Genomic DNA, 20,077 nt, shown 5'->3' with positions numbered 1-20,077 from the left:
CCCTGCCGGAAAGGAGTCCAGCATGTCTTTTCCCTTCTCTTGCGTCCGGTTTGCGGACGGTTGTTCCGCCGTGTCGCTGTCGCGCCGGTCGCTTGTGGGTTTTGGCCTTGCGCTTGCGGTTGCGCCTCAAGCCGCGCGTGGTGGCGGAACGCCTGCGGGCAACATGGTGACGGTTTCGACTGCGGCGGAACTTTTGGCTGCGGCCCGTGCTGCGGCCCCGGGGGATGTCATCCTCCTTGCTCCCGGCCATTATGGGGCCGCCAATCTTTCGGGAATCGTCAAGTCCGGCAACGGGATCATCATCCGCCCGGCGACTTCGACAAGGCCCCAGTTCACAGCGCTCAATCTCACCAATGCGCAGGGGCTCACCCTCGTCAATCTCAATGTCGTCGGCTCTGCAAGCCCGGTCGTCAACCTCTCTGGGGCAAGCGACATCCGGCTTGCTGGCCTTCTTGTCAGTGGCAGCCCCAACAACAACCCCTGGGATGATGCGAACACGGGGCTTTGGATTCGCTCGGCGAGCCGGATCAGTGTGGCAAGCTGCCGGTTCCAGGACCTGCGGCTTGGCCTTTATGTCCAGCGCGCAGCAGGTGTCATCATTGCCGAGTCGACCTTCCAGTATGTGCGGGAGGGGATCAATGCCTGTGCAAGCGAGCGGCTCCTCCTCCGCCGCTGCCGGTTCCAGCATTTCCTGCCCAACTATGCGGCAGGCGAGCATCCGGATGCCATCCAGTTCTGGATGAGTGGCGAAACCGAGGGGATGCGGGATGTGGTGGTTGCCGAGAACTTCATGCCATTGGGGGACAAGCGGCCAGTGCAGGGCGTGTTTTTGACCGAAGGCTATCTTCCGCCGGAGCTCAAGGGAACGATGTTCCACGAGCACCTGGAGGTGCGCGACAATATCTACTACGGCTCTTCCTCCCATGGCATCACCTGCGGGTTCGGGAAGAATGTCCTTATCTGGAAGAACACGATCCTTGCCTCGCCGCATGCCGACATCAACGCCATCGTCAATGATCCGACTGGCCGGACGGGAAGCGGCTTCCAGCCGCAGCTGCGGCTGTGGGACGCCTATGGCATCCGCGTGGAGCGCAACATCTCGACCATTTTCAACCTGCCAGCACCTGGGGTGACGCAATCGGCCAACATCAAGCTCTGGGACAAGCAGACCGGAACAGGCGTGCCGCATGCCGAGATTTTCGGCGCCCGGCCGACGGCTCTGTTGCCAGCGCTGTCGGAGTTCCGGGTGCGTCCCGGCTCGATTGCTGCAGCCCAAGGCGCAGGTGCCACACCGCCTGCAACCGCGGGTGCGACCAGCCTTTCCGACAGTGCAGCGCTTGCGCGTGTCAACGGCTACCATGCAACCCTTGCAAATTTTGACCAGTGGTTCAGCCCGGGCTTCTAGGCCGAGGTTGACGGCTGCTTCCCGCAAGCGCAGGGCAGGCGCCGTCTTCCGGGAAGGAGCCTTCTGATGCCGTTTGCAACCCGCATCACCACGCTTCTTGGCATTGCCCATCCCATTGTGCAGGGGGGCATGCAGTCGGTCGGCGTGGCGGAGCTTGCGTCGGCCGTCTCGAACGCAGGCGGGCTTGGCATCCTGACGGCGCTGACCCAGCCGAGCCCTGAGGCGCTGCGCGAGGAGATCCAGCGCTGCCGGGCGCTGACGACGAAACCGTTTGGCGTGAACATCACCGTCTTTCCGACGATGATGCGCCCCGACTATGTCGCCTATGCCAAGGCGGCGCTTGCCGAGGGAGTCCGGATCTTCGAGACGGCGGGCACCCAGGCGGTTGCCGAAGTCTGGGAAGTGCTGCGCCGGCATGACACGCTCATCCTCCACAAGTGCACGGCTGTCCGCCACGCGCTCTCGGCCGAGCGCAAGGGTGTCGATGTGATTTCAATCGATGGGTTCGAATGCGCTGGCCACCCCGGCGAGGATGATATCCCCGGCCTCATCCTCATTCCGGCGGCAGCCGACAAGGTGAAGATTCCGCTGCTTGCTTCCGGCGGGTTCGCGGATGGCCGCGGCCTGGTGGCCGCCCTCGCGCTCGGCGCTGAGGGCATCAACATGGGAACCCGCTTCTGTGCAACTGTCGAGGCGCCCATTCACCCCAATGTGAAACAGAAGTATATCGAGAACGACGAGCGCGGCACGCACCTCATCTTTCGCAACTTCAAGAATACAGCGCGCGTTGGCAAATCCGAAGTCTCGGACGAAGTGGCCCGGCGCCTCGCGCAGCCGGGCGCGCAGTTCAGCGATGTCGCTGAGCTGGTCTCAGGCAAGGCGGGCGCCGAGCTTCTGAAGACCGGGGACCTCTCCAAGGGCGTTTTCTGGGCTGGGATGGCCCAGGGCCTCATCCACGACATCCCCACTTGCGCCGAGCTCATCGACCGGATCATCGCCGAGGCGGAGGCCATCCTCGACCAGCGAATCCCAAGCATGCGCGCACATTCAGTCGCGGCTGCGGCCTAGGCTTCGGTGGCAAGCGCTTTCAGCATGGCGCGCGCAATGACGAGCTGCAGGATTTGCGTCGTGCCCTCGTAGATGCGATAGAGGCGGGCATCGCGGAAGAAGCGCTCCGCTGCATATTCGGCCAAGTAGCCAGCGCCGCCATGGATCTGGACACAGCGGTCGGCCACCCGGCCGCACATTTCGGATGCGAAGATTTTGGTGGCTGCTGCCTCGATGGTGATGCGCTTGCCGCTGTCGGCAAGCCGGCAGGCATCGGCCAGCATGCATTCGGCAGCATAGATTTCGGTCTCGCTGTCGGCGAGCATCGCCTGGATCAGCTGGAAGTTCGCAATTTTTTCGCCGAAAGCCTCGCGTTCGGTGGCATAGCGCGTGGCCGTTGAAAGGATCCGCCGGGCATAGCCAGTCGCAGCAGCTGCGACGGAAAGCCGGCCATTGTCGAGGCTCTGCATGGCAGCGCGGAAGCCGATGCCCTCCTGGCCGCCGAGGAGCGCCTCTTCGCCGACAAGGACGTCGTCCAAGATGATGTCGGCGATCTGGCTGCCGCCCTGGCCCATCTTGCGATCGGGCTGGCCGACGGTGATGCCGGGCCGGTCCATCGGCACCAGGAAGGCGGAGACATGGGCATTGCCGGGGAGGCGCTCGGGGTGGGTGCGGGCCATGACGAGGGCGAGTTCGGCCATTGGCGCATTGGTGATGTAGCGCTTGGTGCCAGAAAGCCGCCAGCCGTGAGAAGTGCGCAAGGCCCTTGTCTGCAGGCCGGCGGAGTCCGATCCCGAGCCAGGTTCGGTGAGGGCAAAGGACGTGATCATGCCGGCGGCGATGCGGGGCAGCCAGTGCGATTTCTGCGCCTCGGTGCCGGCGTTTTTCACAGCCGAGCAGACCATGCCGACCGAAATGGAGATGGCCGAGCGGAAGGCGGGTGCAGCGTGCGAGAGGAGGCGGATGGTCTCAATATATTGGGAGACGTTCATGCCAGCGCCGCCAAAGGCCTGGGGCACGGTGATGGCGAAGAGGCCGAGGCTGCGCATCTCCTCGAGGATCGCCTCGGGCACGCGGTCGGCGGCAAGCACTTCGGGCTCGGCAGGGATGAGTCGCTCGCGGACATAGCGGCTGAGCTGGTCAGCGAAGGCTGCGAAGCTTTCCTCATCCATTCCGCCTTCGTGCCAGACGCGTGGCATCAATGGCCTCCGTCGACCCGCAGCACGGCGCCGGTGATGAAGCTCGAAGCAGGCGCAAGAAGGGCAAGGGCAGCAGTGACAATCTCCTCCGGACGGCCGGGGCGGCGGAGCGCATTGGGGGCAGTGGAGCGGGCCTCCTCGGGCCAGGCGTTGGCAATGTCGGTGAGGAAAGGGCCGGCGGCAATCGCATTCACGCGGACTGTGGGGGCAAACTCGTGGGCAAGGGCTGCCGTCATGGCCTCGAGTGCGGCCTTGGCCATGGCATAGGGCACGACTTCCGGCATGGGGATGCGTGCGGCAATGGACGAGATATTGAGGATGGCACCGCCCTTCTCCCGCATCCGCTCGCCAAGGAGGCTTGCGAGGCGAAACGGGCCCCGGGCGTTCAGTGCGATCACCTTGTCGAACAGGGCCTCGCTCACTTCGGGTGAAGGCATGCGGGGGCCAGAGCCAGCGTTGTTGACGAGAAGGTCGATGCCGCCGAGCGCAGCCCATGCAGCTTGTGCCAGCGCATCACACTGGTCAAAGAGGCTGACATTGGCGGCGATGGGGACGGCGCGGCGGCCAAGCGCCGCAATCTCGGTGGCCACTGCCTCGCAGGCGGCAAGCTTGCGGCTGGCGATGACGACATCGGCGCCGCGGGCGGCAAGGGCGAGGGCCATTTGTCGGCCAAGGCCGCGGCTGCCGCCAGTCACAAGCGCCCGCAGCCCCGTGAAGTCGAAGAGCGGATCCATGGGCGTTGGGTTGCGCTGGTGTTGGCAGGGGGTCAAGGGCTCGCCAATCCGGCAGGTGGAAACGGCGGGTGGCAGGCGCATGGGGCAGGCAAGACCGAGACGGGAGACGAAGCATGGAGGCGCTCATTATCGATGCGGTCAGGACGCCGCGGGGCATTGGCAAGGCGGGGAAGGGCGCGCTCGCGCATCTCCACCCCCAGCACCTGGCAGCAACGGTTCTGAAAGCGATTGCGGAGCGCAACGGCCTTGATACGGCAACGGTTGACGATGTCATCTGGTCCACCTCCACCCAGAAGGGAAAGCAGGGCGGCGACCTGGGGCGGATGGCAGCGCTCGATGCTGGCTATGACGTTCGCTCTTCCGGCATGACGCTCGACCGCTTCTGCGGCGGCGGGATTACGTCCGTCAACCTCGCAGCCGGCATGGTGATGTCGGGGCTTGAGGACTGCATCGTGGCAGGCGGGACCGAGATGATGAGCCTGACTGCGACCATGGCGCAAGAAGAGCGCGCTGCCGGCTTGCCTCCGATGCTGATGGGCGCGGGCAACCGCCGGCTGCAGGAGATCCACCCGCAGTCACACCAGGGCGTGTGTGGCGATGCCATTGCCAGCATCGAGGGCATCAGCCGCGCGGATCTCGATGCGCTGGGGCTTGAAAGCCAGAAGCGCGCGGCCAAGGCCATTGCCGAAGGGCGCTTCGAAAAATCACTGGTGCCGGTCTTCAATGAGGATGGCTCGGTCGCACTCGACAGGGAGGAATATCCGCGGCCAGAGACCACGGCGGAAGCGCTGGCGAGCCTTGAGCCGGCGTTTGCGAAGATCGCGAACCTGCCGCTCGACTCCGAGGGCACGACCTTTGCTGGCCTTATCCGCCAGAAATACCCGAACCTTGACATCCAGCATGTGCACCATGCCGGCAATTCCTCAGGCGTGGTCGATGGCGCGGCGGCGGTGCTAGTGACATCGAAGGCCTATGCCGAAAAACATGGCCTCAAACCCCGTGCGCGCGTGGTTGCGATGGCCAACATGGGCGATTGCCCCACGCTCATGCTGAACGCGCCCGTGCCGGCGGCCAGGAAAGTATTGGCGAAGGCCGGGCTTCGCCTGGAGGACATCGACCTTTTCGAAGTGAACGAAGCCTTTGCAGTTGTTGCCGAGAAGTTCATCCGCGACTTGCGCCTCGACCGTGACAAGGTGAATGTGAACGGCGGGGCGATCGCGCTTGGCCACCCCATCGGCGCGACGGGGGCAATCCTCATCGGCACCCTCCTGGACGAGCTCGAACGGCAGGACTTGAGGCGCGGGCTTGTCACCATGTGCGCAGCTGGAGGAATGGCGCCTGCCCTCATCATCGAACGCATCTAGGAGGGCGCAGTGCGTCCCGGCCGGGGCTCGGGGCGCTGCCGGCGCCATCCTGGCCGGCCGCTTCCGGGCGCGGGGATGCGGGCGGGCCTGCGCGCCCTTCTGGCAGGTCAGGCGGCAAGCAGGGCGCTGACAAGGGCGCGGACCTTCGGGCTCTTCCACTGTGGGGCAGGTGCGCACAGCCAGTAGGCCTCGGCGATGGGTTCCGCAGGCCCACGAATCTCGAGATCGCCGGAGGCCAGCATGGCCGTGGCAAGCGTCTGCGGCACCCGGGCGACACCAAGGCCAGCGAGCGCCCATTCAAGCGCAGCGCCGGCATCGCTCACCAGGATGGCGCCGGGGGCAGCATGGGCCTGCTCGATTGCGCGCCACAAAACTGGCCGGTCGGGTGCGCCGGGGCGCGCGACGGGGACCACGGCTTCGTCTGCAAGCTTGCGGCCGAAGACGCCTTCGGCATCGGGCGGCGGGCCGAAGGAGAGTGCGAGATCGACATTGGCCTGGGTGAAATCGACAGGAGCGTCGAGCGGCAGGATGCGCACCGAGGCGGTCGGGTTTGCGGCAAGCCAGGTCTCGAGCCGGGGTGCAAGCCAGTGGCGCAGAGCGCCGCGGGCAACGGCAATGGCAAGCCGGGTGGCCGCCTGGCCGGAGAGCAGGGTTTCAACCGACTCCTCAAGGCCGAGGAAGCCAGCGCGGAGTGCTGGAAGCGCAGCTTCGGCTTCGGGCGTCAGTTCAAGGCCCTTGGGCGAGCGGCGGAACAGGATGACGCCGAGCGTTTCTTCAAGGGCGCGGATCTGCTGGCCGACAGCGGCTGGGGTGACGGCGAGCTCGTCTGCGGCCTTGGCGAAGGAAAGGGTGCGCGCCGCTGCATCGAACACCCGGAGCGCATTCAACGGCAGGAGCGAGCGGCGCATCACAGCTGCCGGGCCTAGTTGGCAGTGCGCCGGCTCTCGGGGGAGACGAGGGCGAAGAGCGGGATCTTGGCCCGGAAGCGGGTGCCATCGGCCCACTCCATGCCATAGCTTCCTTCCATGGTGCCGGAAGGCGTTCCAAGCGGACAGGCCGAGACATAGTCATGCGCGCCGCCAGGCGGGATGAGCGGCTGCTCGCCGACGACGCCGGGGCCTTCGACGTCTTCGCGGCGGCCGTGTGCGTCGCGGATGATCCAGTGGCGGTCAATGAGGCGGACGGGTTGGCTGCCGTGGTTCTCGATGCGGACATGGTAGCGCCACATAAAGGCACCGGCGGCGGGCTGGCTGTGTTCTGGCGCATAATGGGGCTGGACCCGGACGGTGATGCCGTCTGTCGTGGCGTGGAAGGGGAAGAGCTGTTCCATGAGGCTCATGCGCCGATGCTCCGCAGGGCCTGGTCGAGATCTTCCATCAGGTCTTCGACATCCTCAAGGCCGACGGACAACCGCAGCGTGCCCTCCGTGATGCCCATCTCAGCGCGGACTTGCGGCGAGACGCTGTGGTGGGTGGTGGTGGCGGGATGGGTCATGAGGGTCTTCGAATCCCCCAAGTTGTTCGAGATGTCGATGAGGCGAAGCGCATCGAGGAGGGCGTGGGCCGCTTGGGTGCCGCCTTCGAGCTGGAGCGTGATGATGGTGCCGCCATTTGCCATTTGCCGCATGGCGAGCGCATGCTGGGGATGGCTAGGAAGCCCGGGATAGAGGGTTGGCACGCGGGGTTCGAGAAAGCGGGCGAGGGTCAAGGCATTTTCGGCCGCCCGCGCAAGGCGCAGCGGCAAGGTCTCAAGCGCCTTCAGCACCACCCAGGCGTTGAAGGGCGAGAGGTTGGGCCCCGTGTGGCGGACAAAGGGGAGGAGGGTTTCCGTCATGAACGCCCGGCTGCCAAGGATGGCGCCGGCGAGCACGCGGCCCTGGCCGTCCATGAGCTTGGTGGCGGAATGGGCGACGATGTCAGCACCGAGTGCAAGCGGCCGCTGGACAAGGGGCGTTGCAAAGGCATTGTCGACAATAAGAAGCGCCCCGCGGGCATGGGCGATGGCAGCCACGGCTTCGATGTCGACGATGTCGAGCGTGGGATTGGCGGGAGTCTCAAGAAAGACGGCGCGCGTTTCTGGCCGGAAAGCAGCTTCGACCGCTTCGGGCGTGCGGGCATCGACTGTGGTGGTCGCAATCCCGAGACGAGGCAGGATGGTGTCAACGAGGACCCGGCAGGAGCCGAAGAGGGCGCGCCCGGCAACCAGATGGTCGCCAGCCGAGAGGGTGGCAAGAAGCGCTGCTGTCATCGCCGCCATGCCGGTTGCCGTCGCCCGGGCGGCTTCGGCGCCTTCGAGAAGGGCGAGGCGGTGCTCGAGCATCTCAACTGTGGGGTTCTGGAGCCGGCTGTAGGTCATGCCGACGACATCGCCGCGGAAGCGGGCAGCAGCCTCGCCAGCACTCTCATAGGCAAAGCCCGAGGTGAGGAACAGCGCTTCGCTGGTCTCGCCATGCGGCGAGCGCGCAGTCCCGCCGCGCACGGCCCGCGTTGCCATGCGCCAGCGCGCCGTCTCCTCCGGATCCTGGCCGGCGTCGTGCCTCATGCCAGCGGGCTTAGGCGCGTGCGGGAAGGGCGACAAGCCCGGCGGCATCTGGTTTACGCTGCCGGAGCGTTGCGATATGGCGCGCGCCCAACAGCGGTCGGATGAAGGAGAGCCTGATGCGGAAGTGGGCCTATGTGCTGGGGGGCGCCGCGCTTCTTGCGGGCGTTGCGATGTCGGTGACAGCGACGGGGCGCTATGGCGCAAGCGAGGCGATTGCCCAGACGGCAGCAACGCCGCAGCCAAGTGCAACCCAGGCGCGGACCGCCTTCGACTTCACCATGACCCGGATCGACGGCAAGCCGCTGCCGCTGGCCCAGTTCCGGGGGCAGGTGATGCTGGTTGTCAACACGGCGAGCATGTGCGGGTTCACCCCCCAATATGATGGCTTGCAGAAGCTCCATGAGCGCTACCGGGCCAAGGGGTTCACGGTGATCGGTGTCCCCAGTGGCGACTTCATGGGCCAGGAATATGAGGACAACGCGAAGATCAAGGAATTCTGCGAGACCCGCTTTGGAATCACCTTCCCGATGACTGAGAAGGCGCATGTGAAGGGCAGCCGCGCTGCGCCCTTCTACCAGTGGGCGCGTGCGACCCTTGCGCGCAACAACGAGCCGAAATGGAATTTCCACAAGTTCCTCGTTGGCCGTGACGGCCGGCTTATCGCCGGCTTTGGTTCGACAGTGGAACCCGGCAGCCCCGAGCTGGCAGCAGCAATCGAGAAGGCGCTCGGCGCGTGACAAGGGGTCTCCTTGCCCTTCTGCTCGTGGCGCTTGCCGCCTGCGGCCCGAAGGAAGTGACGAAGGAGGAGGCAGCGCAAGCGCTGGCGCGCGGCGCCGAGGCAAGGCGGGTGCCGCTTGATGCGCTTCCGGTCGACCCGAGCGTGACCGTCTCGCAGTCGGTCGCCTATGAGTGCGAGGGCGGGATGCCAGTGACTGCCATCTATGGCACTGGGCCGGGCGGCGTTGCCGATGTGGCGCTGGTCATCCAAGGCTATGACATCCGCCTCAATCAGACTCCAGCGGCATCCGGCGCGCGCTATGTGGCCGAGATCGGGCTCGAGGCGGGCAAGGGCCTCGTTTGGTGGACCAAGGGGGATGAGGCGACGCTTGCCGACTTTCCCGAAGGGACCGACAGCATGGTAACGGCCGAAGTCAAGCGGACCTGCAAGAAAAGGTAGGCCGAAGGCGGCGAAGCTGGCCTTCGACTCGCCGCAGGCCCGGCCGGCGGGTTCCGGCAACCGCCAGCCGGCGGCTTTGCCGACCGGCGGAGGGCGGACCTGACCGACGACTCCCGCCGAAGCGGGCGGGCGCGAAGCGAAGCTTCCCCGACACCGTGCAGGTCCAGCGGGCGCCCCCCCTCAGGCGCGGACGCGAGGGCGGAGCGGTCGCTTCTCGAGTGTGAGTGCGAGCTTCGTCCGGCGCCAGAGCATGTCTTCCTCCGTGCGGGCGAATTCGCGCGCGACAAGATGGGCGACTTCGGCCTCGAACAGGCCCGAAGGCCGCCGTTCGCCCAAGCCTCCGGCGAGCATTGCTTCCGCCTCGGTGCCATAGAGGCTGGCGAGCCGTTCGACGAGGGCCGGGTCATGGTCGGCAAAGCGGGCCTTCAGCGCCCGCAACCACAGCAGGAAGTTGGCGCGCGCAGTCTTGCCGCCGAGATCAGGGACGTCGCCGCCGGGGAGTGTGGCCGTGCGAGTCCAGGGCCTTGTCTTTGGGAACAGGTGCGAGACGAGATCTTCGGCGAGCCGGCGGAAGGTCGTAATCTTGCCGCCGACGACGGTGGTTGCGGGCACACGCTCATGGATGTGGAAGCGCCAGTCGCGCGTGGTTTCGCGATCGCTCTTCCCCTCCTCGAGAATCAGCGGACGCACGCCTGCGAAGCGGTGGCGGATGTCTTGCGGGGTGAGAGGGCGGGCAAGGACGGCGTTGGCAGCGGCGAGCAGATAGGCTTCTTCCGCCGGCGTGATCGCGGCGTCTCCCGGCTGGGCGACTGGCGTTTCGGTCGTGCCGACGAGCGACCAGTCCCGCGCATAGGGGAGGAGGAAGACAATCCGGCCGTCCTCCTGCTGGAGGAGGAAGGCCTCCTCGGTGCGGTTGACCCGCCGGGTGACGAGATGGGCGCCCTGGACCAGCCGGAGCCGGGGCGGATCGGCAAGGCCGAGGAGATCGCGCGCGACCGTCTCGGCCCAGGGGCCCGTTGCGTTCACAAGGTGGCGGGCGGCAAGCCGCTGGCCCGAGGCTGTCTCCACCTGCCAGAGACCATCGGCGAAGCGGGCACGCACGGCGCCGTCACGGACCCGGATGTCAGCGCCGCGGTCATGCGCGTCGCGGGCAAGGAGGACGACGAGGCGGGCGTCATCGACCCAGCCGTCGAAGAAGCGGAAGGCGTGGCGGATCCCCGGTTTCAGCGCACCGCCAGCGACTTCGGCCCGAAGATCGACTCGGCAGGCGCCAGGCACCTGACGGCGGCGGGCGAGATGGTCATAGAGGAGGAGGCCGCAAGCGAGCATCCAGCCCGGCCGGCCGCCGGGGACAAGGGGCAAAAGGAAGGGGAGCGGCCAGCTGATGTGGGGGGCAGCAGCGAGCAGCCGGTCGCGCTCGATGAGCGCTTTGCGGACAAGGCCTAGGGCGCCGAACTCGAGATAGCGCAGGCCGCCGTGGACGAGCTTCGTCGAGGCGGACGAGGTGGCCCCGCCGATGTCGCCCGACTCAAGAAGGGTGACAGCAAGCCCGCGCCCGGCAGCGTCGCGGGCGATGGCCGCACCATTGACACCCCCGCCGAGAATGACGAGGTCGGGGATCGAGCTTCCACCCATGGCGCGAGCCTAGCATGCGGCAGCGCAACAGGGCAGGGGGAGCAGGCCGGGGGCCTATCTGCCACAAGCAACAGGGCTGTTGGTGCTGGCCCTTGGGCTAGGGCGAGGCGCGCGGGCAAGAGCGGGAGGAGGAACGAATGGGACTGACGGCCGAGCTTCGACAAGGCTTCTTCCGCACCATGGCGCTCTCGCGCGCCTTTGATGATGCGATGATCGCGCTCTACTGGGAAGGAAAGCTCCCCATCTTCCAGTTCGGGGCCGGGCCGCTTCCAGGCGAGCTCCACTGCTCCAACGGCGCCGAGCCGGTGGGGGCGGGGATCTGCGCTGCCCTTGGCCCGGAGGACATGATCACGGCCGATCACCGGCCGCACCATGTGGCCGTCGCGCGCGGAGTCGATCTCGACCGCATGGCCGCCGAGCTTCTCGGCAAGAAGCCGGGCCTCTCGCACGGCAAGGGCGGCCACATGCACATCTATGATCCAGCCGTGAACTTCGCCTCGTCAGGCATCATTGCCGAAGGCATGGCGGTTGCGGCCGGCATGGCACTGGCCCGGCGCCTCCAGAAGCGGCCCGGCGTGGCCCTTGCCTTCATTGGCGAGGGGGCAGCAAACCAAGGCGCCTTCCATGAAGTCCTCAACATGGTGGGGCTGTGGAAGCTCCCTGTGATTACGGTGGTGCAGGACAATGAATGGGGAGTCTCGACTGCCAAGTCGGAATCAACGGCCATTGAGCGCAATGCCGACCGGGCGAGCGCCTACGGGCTTGCGGGCGAGTGGGTCGGCACCAACGACCCGGACGACATCTATGAGGCGGCCGTGCGCGCAGTGGCCCGGGCCCGGGCTGGCGAGGGCGGCACCATCCTCGAGGTGAAGACCGCGCGCCTGGCCGGTCACTTCATGGGCGACCAGCAGGCCTATATCCCGGAGCAGATGAAGCAGGTGGACCCCATTCCGCTCTACCGCGAGAAGCTCATCCGCGAGGGCGTGCTGACGGCAGACGCAGCCGATGCCATCGAAGCGGAGGCGAAGGCGCGGATGGCAAAAGCCATAGAATTCGCCAAGGCCGCGCCCTATCCCGAGCCGGCCGAAGCGTTTGACCATGTGTTTGCCAGCACAAGTGGTGACCACCGGACGGGAGAAGCCGCATGAGCCGTATCCTTACCATGAGCCGTGCCGGCCGCGAGGCGCTGGACTGGGAAATGGAGCGCCGGCCGGAGATCTTCTGTCTTGGCGAGGATGTCTTCAAGTTTGGCGGGATCTTCGGGACCATGGACGGGTTTGGCGCCAAATATGGCCCCGAGCGGGTGATTTCGACACCCATTTCCGAGACCGGCTTCATCGGCATGGCGGCAGGCGCGGCGATGGCGGGCATGCACCCCGTGGTCGATCTTGCCTACATCGACTTCATCGGCGTGTGCTACAATGTGCTTCTGAATACGGCATCAAAAACCCACTATATGTCTGGCGGCGCAGTCAAGGTGCCGATGACGCTTCTCATTGGCACCGGCGGGGGCTACAACAATGCGGCCCAGCATTCGCAGTGCCTGCATGCAACTGTTGCCCATATTCCGGGCGCGAAGGTGGTCTATCCCTCCAACGCCTATGACGCGAAGGGGATGCTGCACACGGCGCTTCGTGACGAGAATTTCGTCATCTTCCTGACCCACAAGGGCACCGCCGGGGTGGGGTGGATGGGAACGCCCATCAAGACGACGCTCGCGGAAGTGCCGGAGGCGCCCTACACCGTCCCCTTCGGCAAGGTGCGAGTCTATCGCGAGGGAAGGGATGTCACCATCACCGGGCTTGGCATGAGCGTGCACGAGAGCCTGAAGGCCGCGGACGAGCTTGAAAAAGAGGGGATTTCGGCCGAGGTCGTTGATCTGCGATCGCTTGTCCCGCTCGACCGTGACGGAATCGTGGCGAGTGTCGGCAAGACCGGCCGGCTTATTGTGACGGATGAGGATTACATGTCCTACGGGGTCTCTGGGGAAGTGATTGCAACCGTCACCGAGCGGGACCCGACCCTGTTCAAGAAACCCCCAGTCCGGGTGACCACACCCGACATCCCCATCCCCTTTGCCCGCCCGCTTGAGCAGGCCATCTTGCCGCTTGCCGGGCGGATCGCCGACGCAGCACGAAAGCTCATGGCATGACGACGCCCGTCATCATTCCCAACGACCTCTGGGACGAGGACGACAAGACCGGCTCGATCGTGGTCTGGCTCTACAAGGACGGGGCGCAGGTGAAGGAGGGCGACCTCATTGCCGAAGTGCTGGTCGAGAAGGTGACCCTTGAACTGGTGGCGCCAGCATCTGGCACGCTTCGCATCCGGGTGGAGCCGGAAGTGGTGGTGAACAAGGGCGACGAGGTTGCAGTCATTGAGTAACGCAACGGCGGCGGGCCCCGGTTGCGTTTGCGCCGCTGGGCTGGACGTGTGCCTGGGCGGTGCGGCAGGCCGCGGCTTTGCAGCAACCAGGGCCCAAGCGCGACCAACGTGACAGAGGATCCCTCGCTGGCAAAGCCGGCTGCCCTGCGATTCACGGGCGTGCGCGGGGTCATTGCGAGGCGCATGGCGGAGTCGCTGGCAACAACCGCCCAGCTCAGCTTCTTCGCCGATGCCGATGCCTCCGCCATGACTTCGGCGCGCGCGGCGTGGAAGGCGGCGGGTGTGAAGGTGGGTTACGAGGATCTCGTCATCCACGCGCTCGCCCGCATCCTTCCGCGATTTCCGCTGTTCAATGCCCTGGAAGTCGAGGGCGAAGTGGTGCCGCAGGCCGAAATTCATGTCGGTGTGGCGATCGCGCTCCCGGGGGCGCTGGCGGTGCCGTGCGTGTTCGACTGTGCGGGGAAGGACCTGCCGACCATTGCCGCCGAGCGGGCGAGCCTCGTTGCGCGGGCGCCGCGGAACAAGCTGACAGTCCGGGAAATGTCGGGTGCGACCATCTCGATCTCGAACCTGGGGTTGACGCGGGTCAGGCACTTCACGCCCATCCTCAACCGGCCGCAGACGGCGATCATCGGGCTTGGCACCATTGGCCGCGACGGCAGCATGGGGATTTCGCTCACCGTCGATCACCGGGCAATCGATGGGGCGCCAGCAGGCGAATTCCTGACCGCGCTTTGCGACGCGCTTGAAGCGCCGCAGCCGCTCCCTCAAGCCACAGGGGTTGGCCCAGGCCGCGCGCCGCCCTAGAGGGGCCCCGGGGCAGAAAGGAGAGACGGATGCGCAACATGATCGCAGCAGCGCTGCTGCTGGCTGCCGGGCCGGCCTTGGCGCAGCCTGTGGCAGCGCCTGCAGCGGAAGCGCCCAAGGGCCCGCATGTGCTCGATCCCTTGCCCTATGGCTTCGACGCGCTCGCCCCCGTCATCGATGCTGAGACCATGCGGCTCCACTGGGGTGCCCACCACCGGGCCTATGTCGACAATCTGAACCGCGCGGTCGCTGCCGACCCGGCGCTGGCGAAGCTCTCGCTCGAGGCGCTGATGGCGCGCATGTCCACACTTCCCAAAGCCATCCGCGACAACGGCGGGGGCCACTGGAACCATCGCTTCTTCTGGAGCCTGATGGCGCCGCCCGGCACCGGCGGCCAGCCGAGCCCGGCGCTGCTTGCGGCCATCACCCGGGACTTCGGCAGCCTGCCTGCCTTGCGGCGCCAGTTCGAAGAGGCCGGGTTGCGCCAGTTCGGCTCCGGCTGGGTGTGGCTTATCGTCAGGGCCGATGGCAGGCTTGCGATCACCACCACGCCAAACCAGGACAATCCGCTGATGGACCTTGCCGAAGTCAAGGGCCGGCCCATCCTCGGCAATGACGTGTGGGAACACGCCTATTATCTCTCCTACCGCAACCGCAGGGGCGAATATCTCCAGAAATGGTGGGACGTGGTCAACTGGAAAGAGGTAAGTCTGCTGTTCGAGTCCGCAAGGGCTGGGCAATGAGATCTGCTGCCCTTGTTGCCGGCGCGCTGCTTGTGGCCTGTTTCCAAGCGCCAAGCCTTGCTTCCGGCGGGACGATCCGGGCGACCTGCGAAAGCTTCGCGGCTGTTGCAAGGCAAGCGCCAGCTGGTGCCACCGTCCGCCTCCGGGGCGATTGCGGTCTTATCCAGCTGCACGGCCGCAAGACGCCGCTCACAGTCGATGCAACGGGTGCGCGCATGCGCGGCCTGTGGCTGATGCACGTCCGGGATGTGACCTGGCGGGGTGGAACGGTGGAAGCGCCCAAGGGCCGCAATGGCGAGAATTTCAACGGCTATGGCGGCACCCTCGAGTGGGCAGAGCGCGTGACGATCGAGGGCGTGACGTTCGCCAATGCCTACCGAGGCCTCGTCACTCGCCGCGAGAACAGCGACATCACCATCCGCAACAACCGCTTCACCGATCTCCGGTCGGACGGGCTCAATCTGACGGGCGTCACTCGGGGTCTTGTGGAAGGCAATCGCTTCGAGAGCCTCTCCCCCATACGCTCCACTTGCACCTTCCCTGACGGCCGGGTCGAGGGTGGTGGCTGGAACCGGCGAGTGTGCGAAGGCAAGGGCGGCCGCTGGGCCGATGGCGACCACAGCGACTGCATCCAGATGTGGGGCACGCTCGTCGACGTGACCGTGCGTGGCAATGTCATCAATACGCCCGCGCCCAATGCCTGCCAGGGCATTACCACCTTCGGCCAGCGGCAGGACCGCTACACAAGGGTCCAGATCCTCGACAACGAGGTCATCACCGACGACTGGAACGGGATTGCGGTCGGTGCCTGCACCGACTGCCTTATCCGCGGCAACAAGGTGCGCGCGGCTACGCGCGAATTTGCCGACCGGCCCTATATCCGCACCTATGGCGAGCCTGCGGTTGCTCTGTGTGGCAACGACGTCACGGGTCCGCACCCCAAGCAGCGGATCGGCACCGAGCGCTGCCGTTCGTAAGCGGCCGCCCGCATGGCTGCCGCCTGCCCTTGGCCGACAGCGGAGCCTCTCAATCCACATGCGCCGAGCGGCGGGCAATGGCCTAGATGCCGAGAAGTGCGCGCGCCTGTGGGCTCGACCAGTCGAGATCGCCAGCGTAGCGCCAGACCTCCTTCCCGTCGGGTCCGTAGAGGATTGTCAGGGGAAGGCCGGTCGCCTTGAGGGCAGCGCCAAGCTGCATGCCGGATTCGAGCCGCGTCCTGAGATTGGGGTAGGCCTCCGCCGTGAAGGCAGGCGAGACCTTGCGCCAGCCTTCCATGTCTTGGCTGACTGGCACGACAACGAGCCGGCCCTTCGTCTCGGCGGCAAGCCGGTCGAGGGTGGGAAGTTCCTTCAGGCAGGGCGCGCACCAGGTGGCCCAGAGGTTCAGGAGCAGCGGCTTGCCCGGATTGGCGGCGAGGATATCGGCGAGCGTTTCGGTGGCGCCGCCAGGGCCAGTTTCAAGCGGGATAAGAGGTGCTGGCGTGCCGGCGAAATCGCGCAGCAGCCGGTCGGGCCGCAAGGAAGCGCCCTGGGAAACGCCCTGGGCCGCCGCGGCCGTTCCTTGCTCCGCGCCCCCGTGCTCGCTAGGCGATTGTGCCTCCGGCTGCGGCGCGCCGCAAGCGGCAAGGAGGGCGAGGACGGAAAGGCAACGCATGACGGGCTCCACGACCAACCGCGCCTGGGGCGGCCGCTTCACAGAAGGCCCAGACGCCGTCATGGCCCGGATAAATGCCTCCATTCCCTTCGACAAGCGGCTGTGGCGGCATGACATCGCGGGCTCGATCGCCCATGCCCGGATGCTGGGGGAGACGGGAATACTGGCGGCGGAAGATGCCCAGGCGCTTGTGGAGGGGCTTTCGGCGCTGGCGGCGAAATGGGAGGCGGAAGGCGTTCCCGAGGACCCGGCGCTGGAAGACATCCACATGACAGTCGAAGCCAAGCTTGCCGAGATGATCGGGCCCGTCGCCGGCCGGCTCCACACGGCACGGTCGCGCAACGACCAGGTTGCAACCAGCTTCCGCCTGTGGGTTCGCGATGCCATCGATGGTCATGCGCAAGCGCTTGTTGCCTTCGCGCACATCCTCATCGACCGTGCGGAGGCCGAAGCGCAAACCATCATGCCTGGCTTCACCCATCTCCAAGTCGCGCAACCCGTGACGCTCGGCCACCATCTCATGGCCTATGTCGAGATGCTCTTGCGTGACATCGACCGGTTTCGCGCCGCCCGCGCCAGGCTCAATTTCTGCCCGTTGGGCTCGGCCGCGCTTGCTGGCACCGGCTTTCCGATCGACCGCGCGCTGACTGCCCAGCTGCTCGGCTTTGATGCGCCCACGGCCAACTCCTTGGACAGCGTCTCCGACCGGGATTTCGCACTCGACTATCTGATGGCAGCGACCCAGTGCGCGCTCCATCTCTCGCGCCTGGCCGAGGAGCTGGTGCTGTGGGCGAGCCAGCCGTTCGGCTTCGTGACCCTGCCCGATGCCTGGTCAACCGGCTCCTCGATCATGCCGCAGAAAAGGAACCCGGATGCGGCCGAGCTGGTGCGCGGCCACTCGGGGCGCATCCTCGGCCTCATGACTGGCCTTGCCGTTACCATGAAGGGCTTGCCGCTGGCCTATTCCAAGGACATGCAGGACGACAAGGAGCCGCTGTTCGAGGCTTCTGACCTGCTCGAAGTCTCTCTCGCAGCGATGGCGGGGATGATGGCCGATGTGACGTTCATGCGCGAGCGGATGCGGGAAGTGGCAGCGAGCGGATTTTCAACGGCAACCGACCTTGCCGACTGGCTGGTGCAGGCGAAGGGCGTGCCGTTTCGCGAAGCGCACCATCTGGCCGGACGTGCGGTGCGCGCCGCCGAAGCGGCAGGCGTTGGGCTCGCCGGGCTATCGGCTGACGCACTGGCTGCCATCGATCCGCGGCTGGCGGATGCAGGATCCGCGCCGCTTTCGGTCGAAGCTTCGGTTGCCTCAAGGCTGAGCCAGGGGGGGACCGCGCCGGCGGCAGTCCGGGAGGCGGTTGCGGCAGCGCGGCGGCGGCTGGAGGCGCTGGCATGAGGCCCGTGGTGCTGCTGATGGCCCTGCTGGCTGCCAGCTGTGGGCACAAGGGGGCGTTGACCCGGGTTCCGGCGGATTCCGACTGGACGGTGGAAGAGCGCCGCGCGCAGCGCGCACAGGACGAAGCCGACACGGCGGCCGGGCTGAAGCTGCCGCCCGAAGCACGGCCAGTGCGGCAGGACGATGTGCTGGCCACCACCCGCGAGCGCCGCACCGACGGGTTCGACCTGCCGCCGCCCTGATGGACCATTTCCATCTTCACGACGGCGTCCTCCATGCCGAGGACGTGCCGCTCGACCGCCTCGCCGAAGCCGTTGGCACGCCCTTCTACTGCTATTCGGCGGCGACCATCACACGCCACGCCCGGGTGTTCCGGCAAGGGCTTGCCGAACTCATCGACCCGCTCCTTGCCTATGCGGTCAAGGCCAATCCCAATCTCTCGGTCATCCGCTTGCTTGCGCGCGAGGGCTATGGCGCCGATGTTGTCTCCGAAGGCGAGATGCGGCGGGCACTGGCCGCCGGCGTGCCAGCCGAGCGCATCATCTTCTCGGGCGTGGGCAAGACAGCGGGCGAAATGGCGGCAGCGCTTGCGGCCGGGGTCGGGCAAGTCAATGTTGAAAGCGAAGCCGAGCTGCAGGCGCTCTCGGCGCTTGCCACGCAGATGGGGCGGGTTGCGCGCGTGGCGCTCAGGGTCAATCCGGATGTGGATGCAAGGACCCATGCGAAGATCGCAACGGGGAAGTCCGAGAACAAGTTCGGGATTCCGGCCGACCGGATTGTGGCGCTGTGGGCGGAAGGTGCAGCGCTTCCCGGGATCGCCATGCAGGGCCTTGCCGTCCACATCGGCAGCCAGATCGCCGAGCTGGCGCCCATGGAGAGGGCGTTTGAACGGCTCGGGGCGCTCATTGCCGACGTGCGCGCCGCTGGCCACCGGGTCGAGACAGTCGATCTCGGCGGCGGGCTTGGCATTCCCTATGATCCAGCACTTCCCGCGCCGCCAGCGCCGGATGCCTATGGCGCCATGGTTGCCCGTGTGACCAGGGGCTGGGGGGTGCGCCTGGTGTTCGAGCCCGGGCGGCTCATCGTTGGCAATGCCGGCGTGCTGGTGGCGCGCGTGGTCCGAGTGAAGGAGGGGGCAAGCCGCCGCTTCGTGGTGCTCGATGCTGGCATGAATGACTTGATCCGCCCGACCCTCTATGGCGTGTTCCACGATATCCGCGCTGTGGTGCCAAGGCCGGGGCGCGAGGTTGCGAGCTTCGTTGGGCCGGTGTGCGAGAGCGGGGACAGTTTCGCCGAGGACCGGGCGACGACACCGCTTGTGGCTGGCGATCTTGTCGCGCTGATGACGGCAGGAGCCTATGGCGCGACGATGGCATCCACCTACAATTCCCGTCCGCTCGTCCCGGAAGTGCTTGTGAACGGGAGCCTATGGGCTGTCGTACGGCCGCGGCAGACCTATGAGGAGCTGATTGGGGCGGACCGGATCGCGCCCTGGCTTGAGGAGAGGGAATGAGCGCAGTCGAGATCGCGGTGCTGCCAGTGGGTGGCATGGGCACCCGCTTCCTGCCGGCCACCAAGTCGGTTGCCAAGGAGCTGCTTCCCGTCGTCGATCGGCCGCTGCTGCAATATGCCGTCGACGAGGCACGCGCGGCCGGCATCCAGCAGTTCGTGCTGGTGACAGCGCGCGGCAAGGCGAGCCTTGCGGACTATTTCGATGTGCCAGGCGAGCTGGTGCGCACGCTTGAGGAGCGCGGCCGGGAGCGCGAGCTTGCCATCCTTGCTGAGACGCAGCTGCCGCCGGGCGCTGTCATCTCGACTCGCCAGCAGCAGCCGCTGGGGCTTGGCCATGCCGTGTGGTGTGCGCGCCATGCGGTCGGCCGGCGGCCCTTTGCCGTGCTGCTGCCCGACGAGTTCCTGCACCATCCGGCCGCACCCTGCCTCAAGCAGATGGTCGAAGCCCATGACCGGCTGGGCGGCAACCTCATTGC

The 20,077-nt window shown here is 66.5% G+C and carries 22 protein-coding genes; 15 read left to right on the top strand and 7 right to left on the bottom strand.

The window, feature by feature from the left end; translation table 11 throughout:
- Positions 1-22 precede the first annotated feature (22 nt).
- Both ACWIQA_RS08345 and ACWIQA_RS08340 read left to right on the top strand, forming a co-directional pair.
- On the top strand, positions 23-1,405 hold the full coding sequence (locus tag ACWIQA_RS08345; RefSeq protein ID WP_448582610.1) for a hypothetical protein: 1,383 nt from the start codon (positions 23-25) through the stop codon (positions 1,403-1,405).
- Between the two features lie 66 nt (positions 1,406-1,471).
- On the top strand, positions 1,472-2,473 hold the full coding sequence (locus tag ACWIQA_RS08340) for an NAD(P)H-dependent flavin oxidoreductase (RefSeq protein WP_448582609.1): 1,002 nt from the start codon (positions 1,472-1,474) through the stop codon (positions 2,471-2,473).
- On the opposite strand, the gene ACWIQA_RS08335 is transcribed toward ACWIQA_RS08340, so the two are convergent.
- Positions 2,470-3,651, bottom strand: a complete 1,182-nt coding sequence (locus tag ACWIQA_RS08335; protein WP_448582608.1) for an acyl-CoA dehydrogenase family protein — start codon at positions 3,649-3,651, stop codon at positions 2,470-2,472. The two genes, ACWIQA_RS08340 and ACWIQA_RS08335, sit on opposite strands and share 4 nt — an antisense overlap.
- On the bottom strand, positions 3,651-4,385 hold the full coding sequence (locus ACWIQA_RS08330; protein WP_448582607.1) for an SDR family NAD(P)-dependent oxidoreductase: 735 nt from the start codon (positions 4,383-4,385) through the stop codon (positions 3,651-3,653). Before ACWIQA_RS08330 ends, ACWIQA_RS08335 begins: the two co-directional genes overlap by 1 nt.
- 113 nt (positions 4,386-4,498) lie before the next feature.
- Here ACWIQA_RS08330 and ACWIQA_RS08325 point away from each other — a divergent pair, with 113 nt between their 5' ends.
- Positions 4,499-5,749 (top strand): acetyl-CoA C-acetyltransferase, encoded by a 1,251-nt coding sequence (locus tag ACWIQA_RS08325; RefSeq protein ID WP_448582606.1) that lies wholly within the window; start codon positions 4,499-4,501, stop codon positions 5,747-5,749.
- A 107-nt stretch (positions 5,750-5,856) separates the two neighbouring features.
- On the opposite strand, the gene ACWIQA_RS08320 is transcribed toward ACWIQA_RS08325, so the two are convergent.
- The 3 genes from ACWIQA_RS08320 to metZ are packed head-to-tail and all read right to left on the bottom strand — an operon-like array spanning position 5,857 to position 8,290.
- On the bottom strand, positions 5,857-6,657 hold the full coding sequence (locus ACWIQA_RS08320; protein WP_448582605.1) for a LysR substrate-binding domain-containing protein: 801 nt from the start codon (positions 6,655-6,657) through the stop codon (positions 5,857-5,859).
- A gap of 14 nt (positions 6,658-6,671) precedes the next feature.
- Complete coding sequence (apaG, locus tag ACWIQA_RS08315; RefSeq protein WP_448582604.1) at positions 6,672-7,088, bottom strand: Co2+/Mg2+ efflux protein ApaG; 417 nt, start codon at positions 7,086-7,088, stop codon at positions 6,672-6,674.
- Positions 7,085-8,290, bottom strand: coding sequence for an O-succinylhomoserine sulfhydrylase (gene metZ / locus ACWIQA_RS08310; protein WP_448582603.1), 1,206 nt, complete (start codon positions 8,288-8,290; stop codon positions 7,085-7,087). Before metZ ends, apaG begins: the two co-directional genes overlap by 4 nt.
- Before the next feature lie 116 nt (positions 8,291-8,406).
- Here metZ and ACWIQA_RS08305 point away from each other — a divergent pair, with 116 nt between their 5' ends.
- Together ACWIQA_RS08305 and ACWIQA_RS08300 are read left to right on the top strand one after the other, a co-directional pair.
- Positions 8,407-9,027 (top strand): glutathione peroxidase, encoded by a 621-nt coding sequence (locus ACWIQA_RS08305; RefSeq protein WP_448582602.1) that lies wholly within the window; start codon positions 8,407-8,409, stop codon positions 9,025-9,027.
- On the top strand, positions 9,024-9,467 hold the full coding sequence (locus ACWIQA_RS08300; RefSeq protein ID WP_448582601.1) for an MliC family protein: 444 nt from the start codon (positions 9,024-9,026) through the stop codon (positions 9,465-9,467). The genes ACWIQA_RS08305 and ACWIQA_RS08300 overlap by 4 nt, the downstream gene beginning before the upstream one ends.
- Positions 9,468-9,647: 180 nt before the next feature.
- Here the strand turns inward: ACWIQA_RS08300 and glpD are convergent, their stop codons facing one another.
- The gene (glpD, locus tag ACWIQA_RS08295) at positions 9,648-11,102 is read right to left on the bottom strand and encodes a glycerol-3-phosphate dehydrogenase (RefSeq protein ID WP_448582600.1); all 1,455 of its coding nucleotides are present in this window, start codon (positions 11,100-11,102) and stop codon (positions 9,648-9,650) included.
- 137 nt (positions 11,103-11,239) lie between these two features.
- On the opposite strand from glpD, the gene ACWIQA_RS08290 reads away from it, so the two are divergent.
- The 6 genes from ACWIQA_RS08290 (at position 11,240) to ACWIQA_RS08265 (ending at position 16,014) form a co-directional block, all read left to right on the top strand.
- Positions 11,240-12,250: a thiamine pyrophosphate-dependent dehydrogenase E1 component subunit alpha gene (locus ACWIQA_RS08290; RefSeq protein WP_448582599.1), complete on the top strand. Its 1,011-nt coding sequence runs from the start codon at positions 11,240-11,242 to the stop codon at positions 12,248-12,250.
- Positions 12,247-13,254 (top strand): alpha-ketoacid dehydrogenase subunit beta, encoded by a 1,008-nt coding sequence (locus tag ACWIQA_RS08285; protein ID WP_448582598.1) that lies wholly within the window; start codon positions 12,247-12,249, stop codon positions 13,252-13,254. Before ACWIQA_RS08290 ends, ACWIQA_RS08285 begins: the two co-directional genes overlap by 4 nt.
- On the top strand, positions 13,251-13,487 hold the full coding sequence (locus tag ACWIQA_RS08280) for a lipoyl domain-containing protein (RefSeq protein ID WP_448582597.1): 237 nt from the start codon (positions 13,251-13,253) through the stop codon (positions 13,485-13,487). Before ACWIQA_RS08285 ends, ACWIQA_RS08280 begins: the two co-directional genes overlap by 4 nt.
- A gap of 108 nt (positions 13,488-13,595) precedes the next feature.
- Positions 13,596-14,294, top strand: a complete 699-nt coding sequence (locus tag ACWIQA_RS08275; protein ID WP_448582596.1) for a 2-oxo acid dehydrogenase subunit E2 — start codon at positions 13,596-13,598, stop codon at positions 14,292-14,294.
- Positions 14,295-14,323: 29 nt separating this feature from the next.
- On the top strand, positions 14,324-15,037 hold the full coding sequence (locus tag ACWIQA_RS08270; RefSeq protein ID WP_448582595.1) for a superoxide dismutase: 714 nt from the start codon (positions 14,324-14,326) through the stop codon (positions 15,035-15,037).
- Complete coding sequence (locus ACWIQA_RS08265) at positions 15,034-16,014, top strand: right-handed parallel beta-helix repeat-containing protein (protein WP_448582594.1); 981 nt, start codon at positions 15,034-15,036, stop codon at positions 16,012-16,014. The genes ACWIQA_RS08270 and ACWIQA_RS08265 overlap by 4 nt, the downstream gene beginning before the upstream one ends.
- Before the next feature lie 82 nt (positions 16,015-16,096).
- Here ACWIQA_RS08265 and ACWIQA_RS08260 read toward each other — a convergent pair whose 3' ends face one another.
- Positions 16,097-16,555, bottom strand: coding sequence for a TlpA family protein disulfide reductase (locus ACWIQA_RS08260; RefSeq protein WP_448582593.1), 459 nt, complete (start codon positions 16,553-16,555; stop codon positions 16,097-16,099).
- A gap of 133 nt (positions 16,556-16,688) precedes the next feature.
- Here ACWIQA_RS08260 and argH point away from each other — a divergent pair, with 133 nt between their 5' ends.
- From argH to ACWIQA_RS08240, 4 genes are all read left to right on the top strand, one after another.
- Positions 16,689-18,089 (top strand): argininosuccinate lyase, encoded by a 1,401-nt coding sequence (gene argH, locus ACWIQA_RS08255; protein WP_448582592.1) that lies wholly within the window; start codon positions 16,689-16,691, stop codon positions 18,087-18,089.
- Positions 18,086-18,331, top strand: coding sequence for a hypothetical protein (locus ACWIQA_RS08250; protein ID WP_448582591.1), 246 nt, complete (start codon positions 18,086-18,088; stop codon positions 18,329-18,331). The genes argH and ACWIQA_RS08250 overlap by 4 nt, the downstream gene beginning before the upstream one ends.
- A complete protein-coding gene (lysA, locus tag ACWIQA_RS08245; protein WP_448582590.1) occupies positions 18,331-19,602 on the top strand; it encodes a diaminopimelate decarboxylase in 1,272 nt (423 codons plus the stop codon). Before ACWIQA_RS08250 ends, lysA begins: the two co-directional genes overlap by 1 nt.
- On the top strand, positions 19,599-20,077 hold a 479-nt coding region (locus ACWIQA_RS08240; protein ID WP_448582589.1), incomplete at its 3' end, for a sugar phosphate nucleotidyltransferase. The genes lysA and ACWIQA_RS08240, both read left to right, overlap by 4 nt.

The organism is Thermaurantiacus sp. (assembly GCF_053487655.1).
The sequence above is the reverse complement of the archived record's forward strand: the minus strand, read 5'-3'. Positions and strand labels throughout refer to the sequence as shown.

Coding starts and splice junctions, on each gene's coding strand:
- ACWIQA_RS08345 (WP_448582610.1), top strand. CDS start 23: ATGTCTTTTCCCTTCTCTTGCGTCCGGTTTGCGGACGGTTGTTCCGCC.
- ACWIQA_RS08340 (WP_448582609.1), top strand. CDS start 1,472: ATGCCGTTTGCAACCCGCATCACCACGCTTCTTGGCATTGCCCATCCC.
- ACWIQA_RS08335 (WP_448582608.1), bottom strand. CDS start 3,651: ATGCCACGCGTCTGGCACGAAGGCGGAATGGATGAGGAAAGCTTCGCA.
- ACWIQA_RS08330 (WP_448582607.1), bottom strand. CDS start 4,385: ATGGATCCGCTCTTCGACTTCACGGGGCTGCGGGCGCTTGTGACTGGC.
- ACWIQA_RS08325 (WP_448582606.1), top strand. CDS start 4,499: ATGGAGGCGCTCATTATCGATGCGGTCAGGACGCCGCGGGGCATTGGC.
- ACWIQA_RS08320 (WP_448582605.1), bottom strand. CDS start 6,657: ATGCGCCGCTCGCTCCTGCCGTTGAATGCGCTCCGGGTGTTCGATGCA.
- apaG (WP_448582604.1), bottom strand. CDS start 7,088: ATGAGCCTCATGGAACAGCTCTTCCCCTTCCACGCCACGACAGACGGC.
- metZ (WP_448582603.1), bottom strand. CDS start 8,290: ATGAGGCACGACGCCGGCCAGGATCCGGAGGAGACGGCGCGCTGGCGC.
- ACWIQA_RS08305 (WP_448582602.1), top strand. CDS start 8,407: ATGCGGAAGTGGGCCTATGTGCTGGGGGGCGCCGCGCTTCTTGCGGGC.
- glpD (WP_448582600.1), bottom strand. CDS start 11,102: ATGGGTGGAAGCTCGATCCCCGACCTCGTCATTCTCGGCGGGGGTGTC.
- ACWIQA_RS08290 (WP_448582599.1), top strand. CDS start 11,240: ATGGGACTGACGGCCGAGCTTCGACAAGGCTTCTTCCGCACCATGGCG.
- ACWIQA_RS08285 (WP_448582598.1), top strand. CDS start 12,247: ATGAGCCGTATCCTTACCATGAGCCGTGCCGGCCGCGAGGCGCTGGAC.
- ACWIQA_RS08280 (WP_448582597.1), top strand. CDS start 13,251: ATGACGACGCCCGTCATCATTCCCAACGACCTCTGGGACGAGGACGAC.
- ACWIQA_RS08270 (WP_448582595.1), top strand. CDS start 14,324: ATGCGCAACATGATCGCAGCAGCGCTGCTGCTGGCTGCCGGGCCGGCC.
- ACWIQA_RS08265 (WP_448582594.1), top strand. CDS start 15,034: ATGAGATCTGCTGCCCTTGTTGCCGGCGCGCTGCTTGTGGCCTGTTTC.
- argH (WP_448582592.1), top strand. CDS start 16,689: ATGACGGGCTCCACGACCAACCGCGCCTGGGGCGGCCGCTTCACAGAA.
- ACWIQA_RS08250 (WP_448582591.1), top strand. CDS start 18,086: ATGAGGCCCGTGGTGCTGCTGATGGCCCTGCTGGCTGCCAGCTGTGGG.
- lysA (WP_448582590.1), top strand. CDS start 18,331: ATGGACCATTTCCATCTTCACGACGGCGTCCTCCATGCCGAGGACGTG.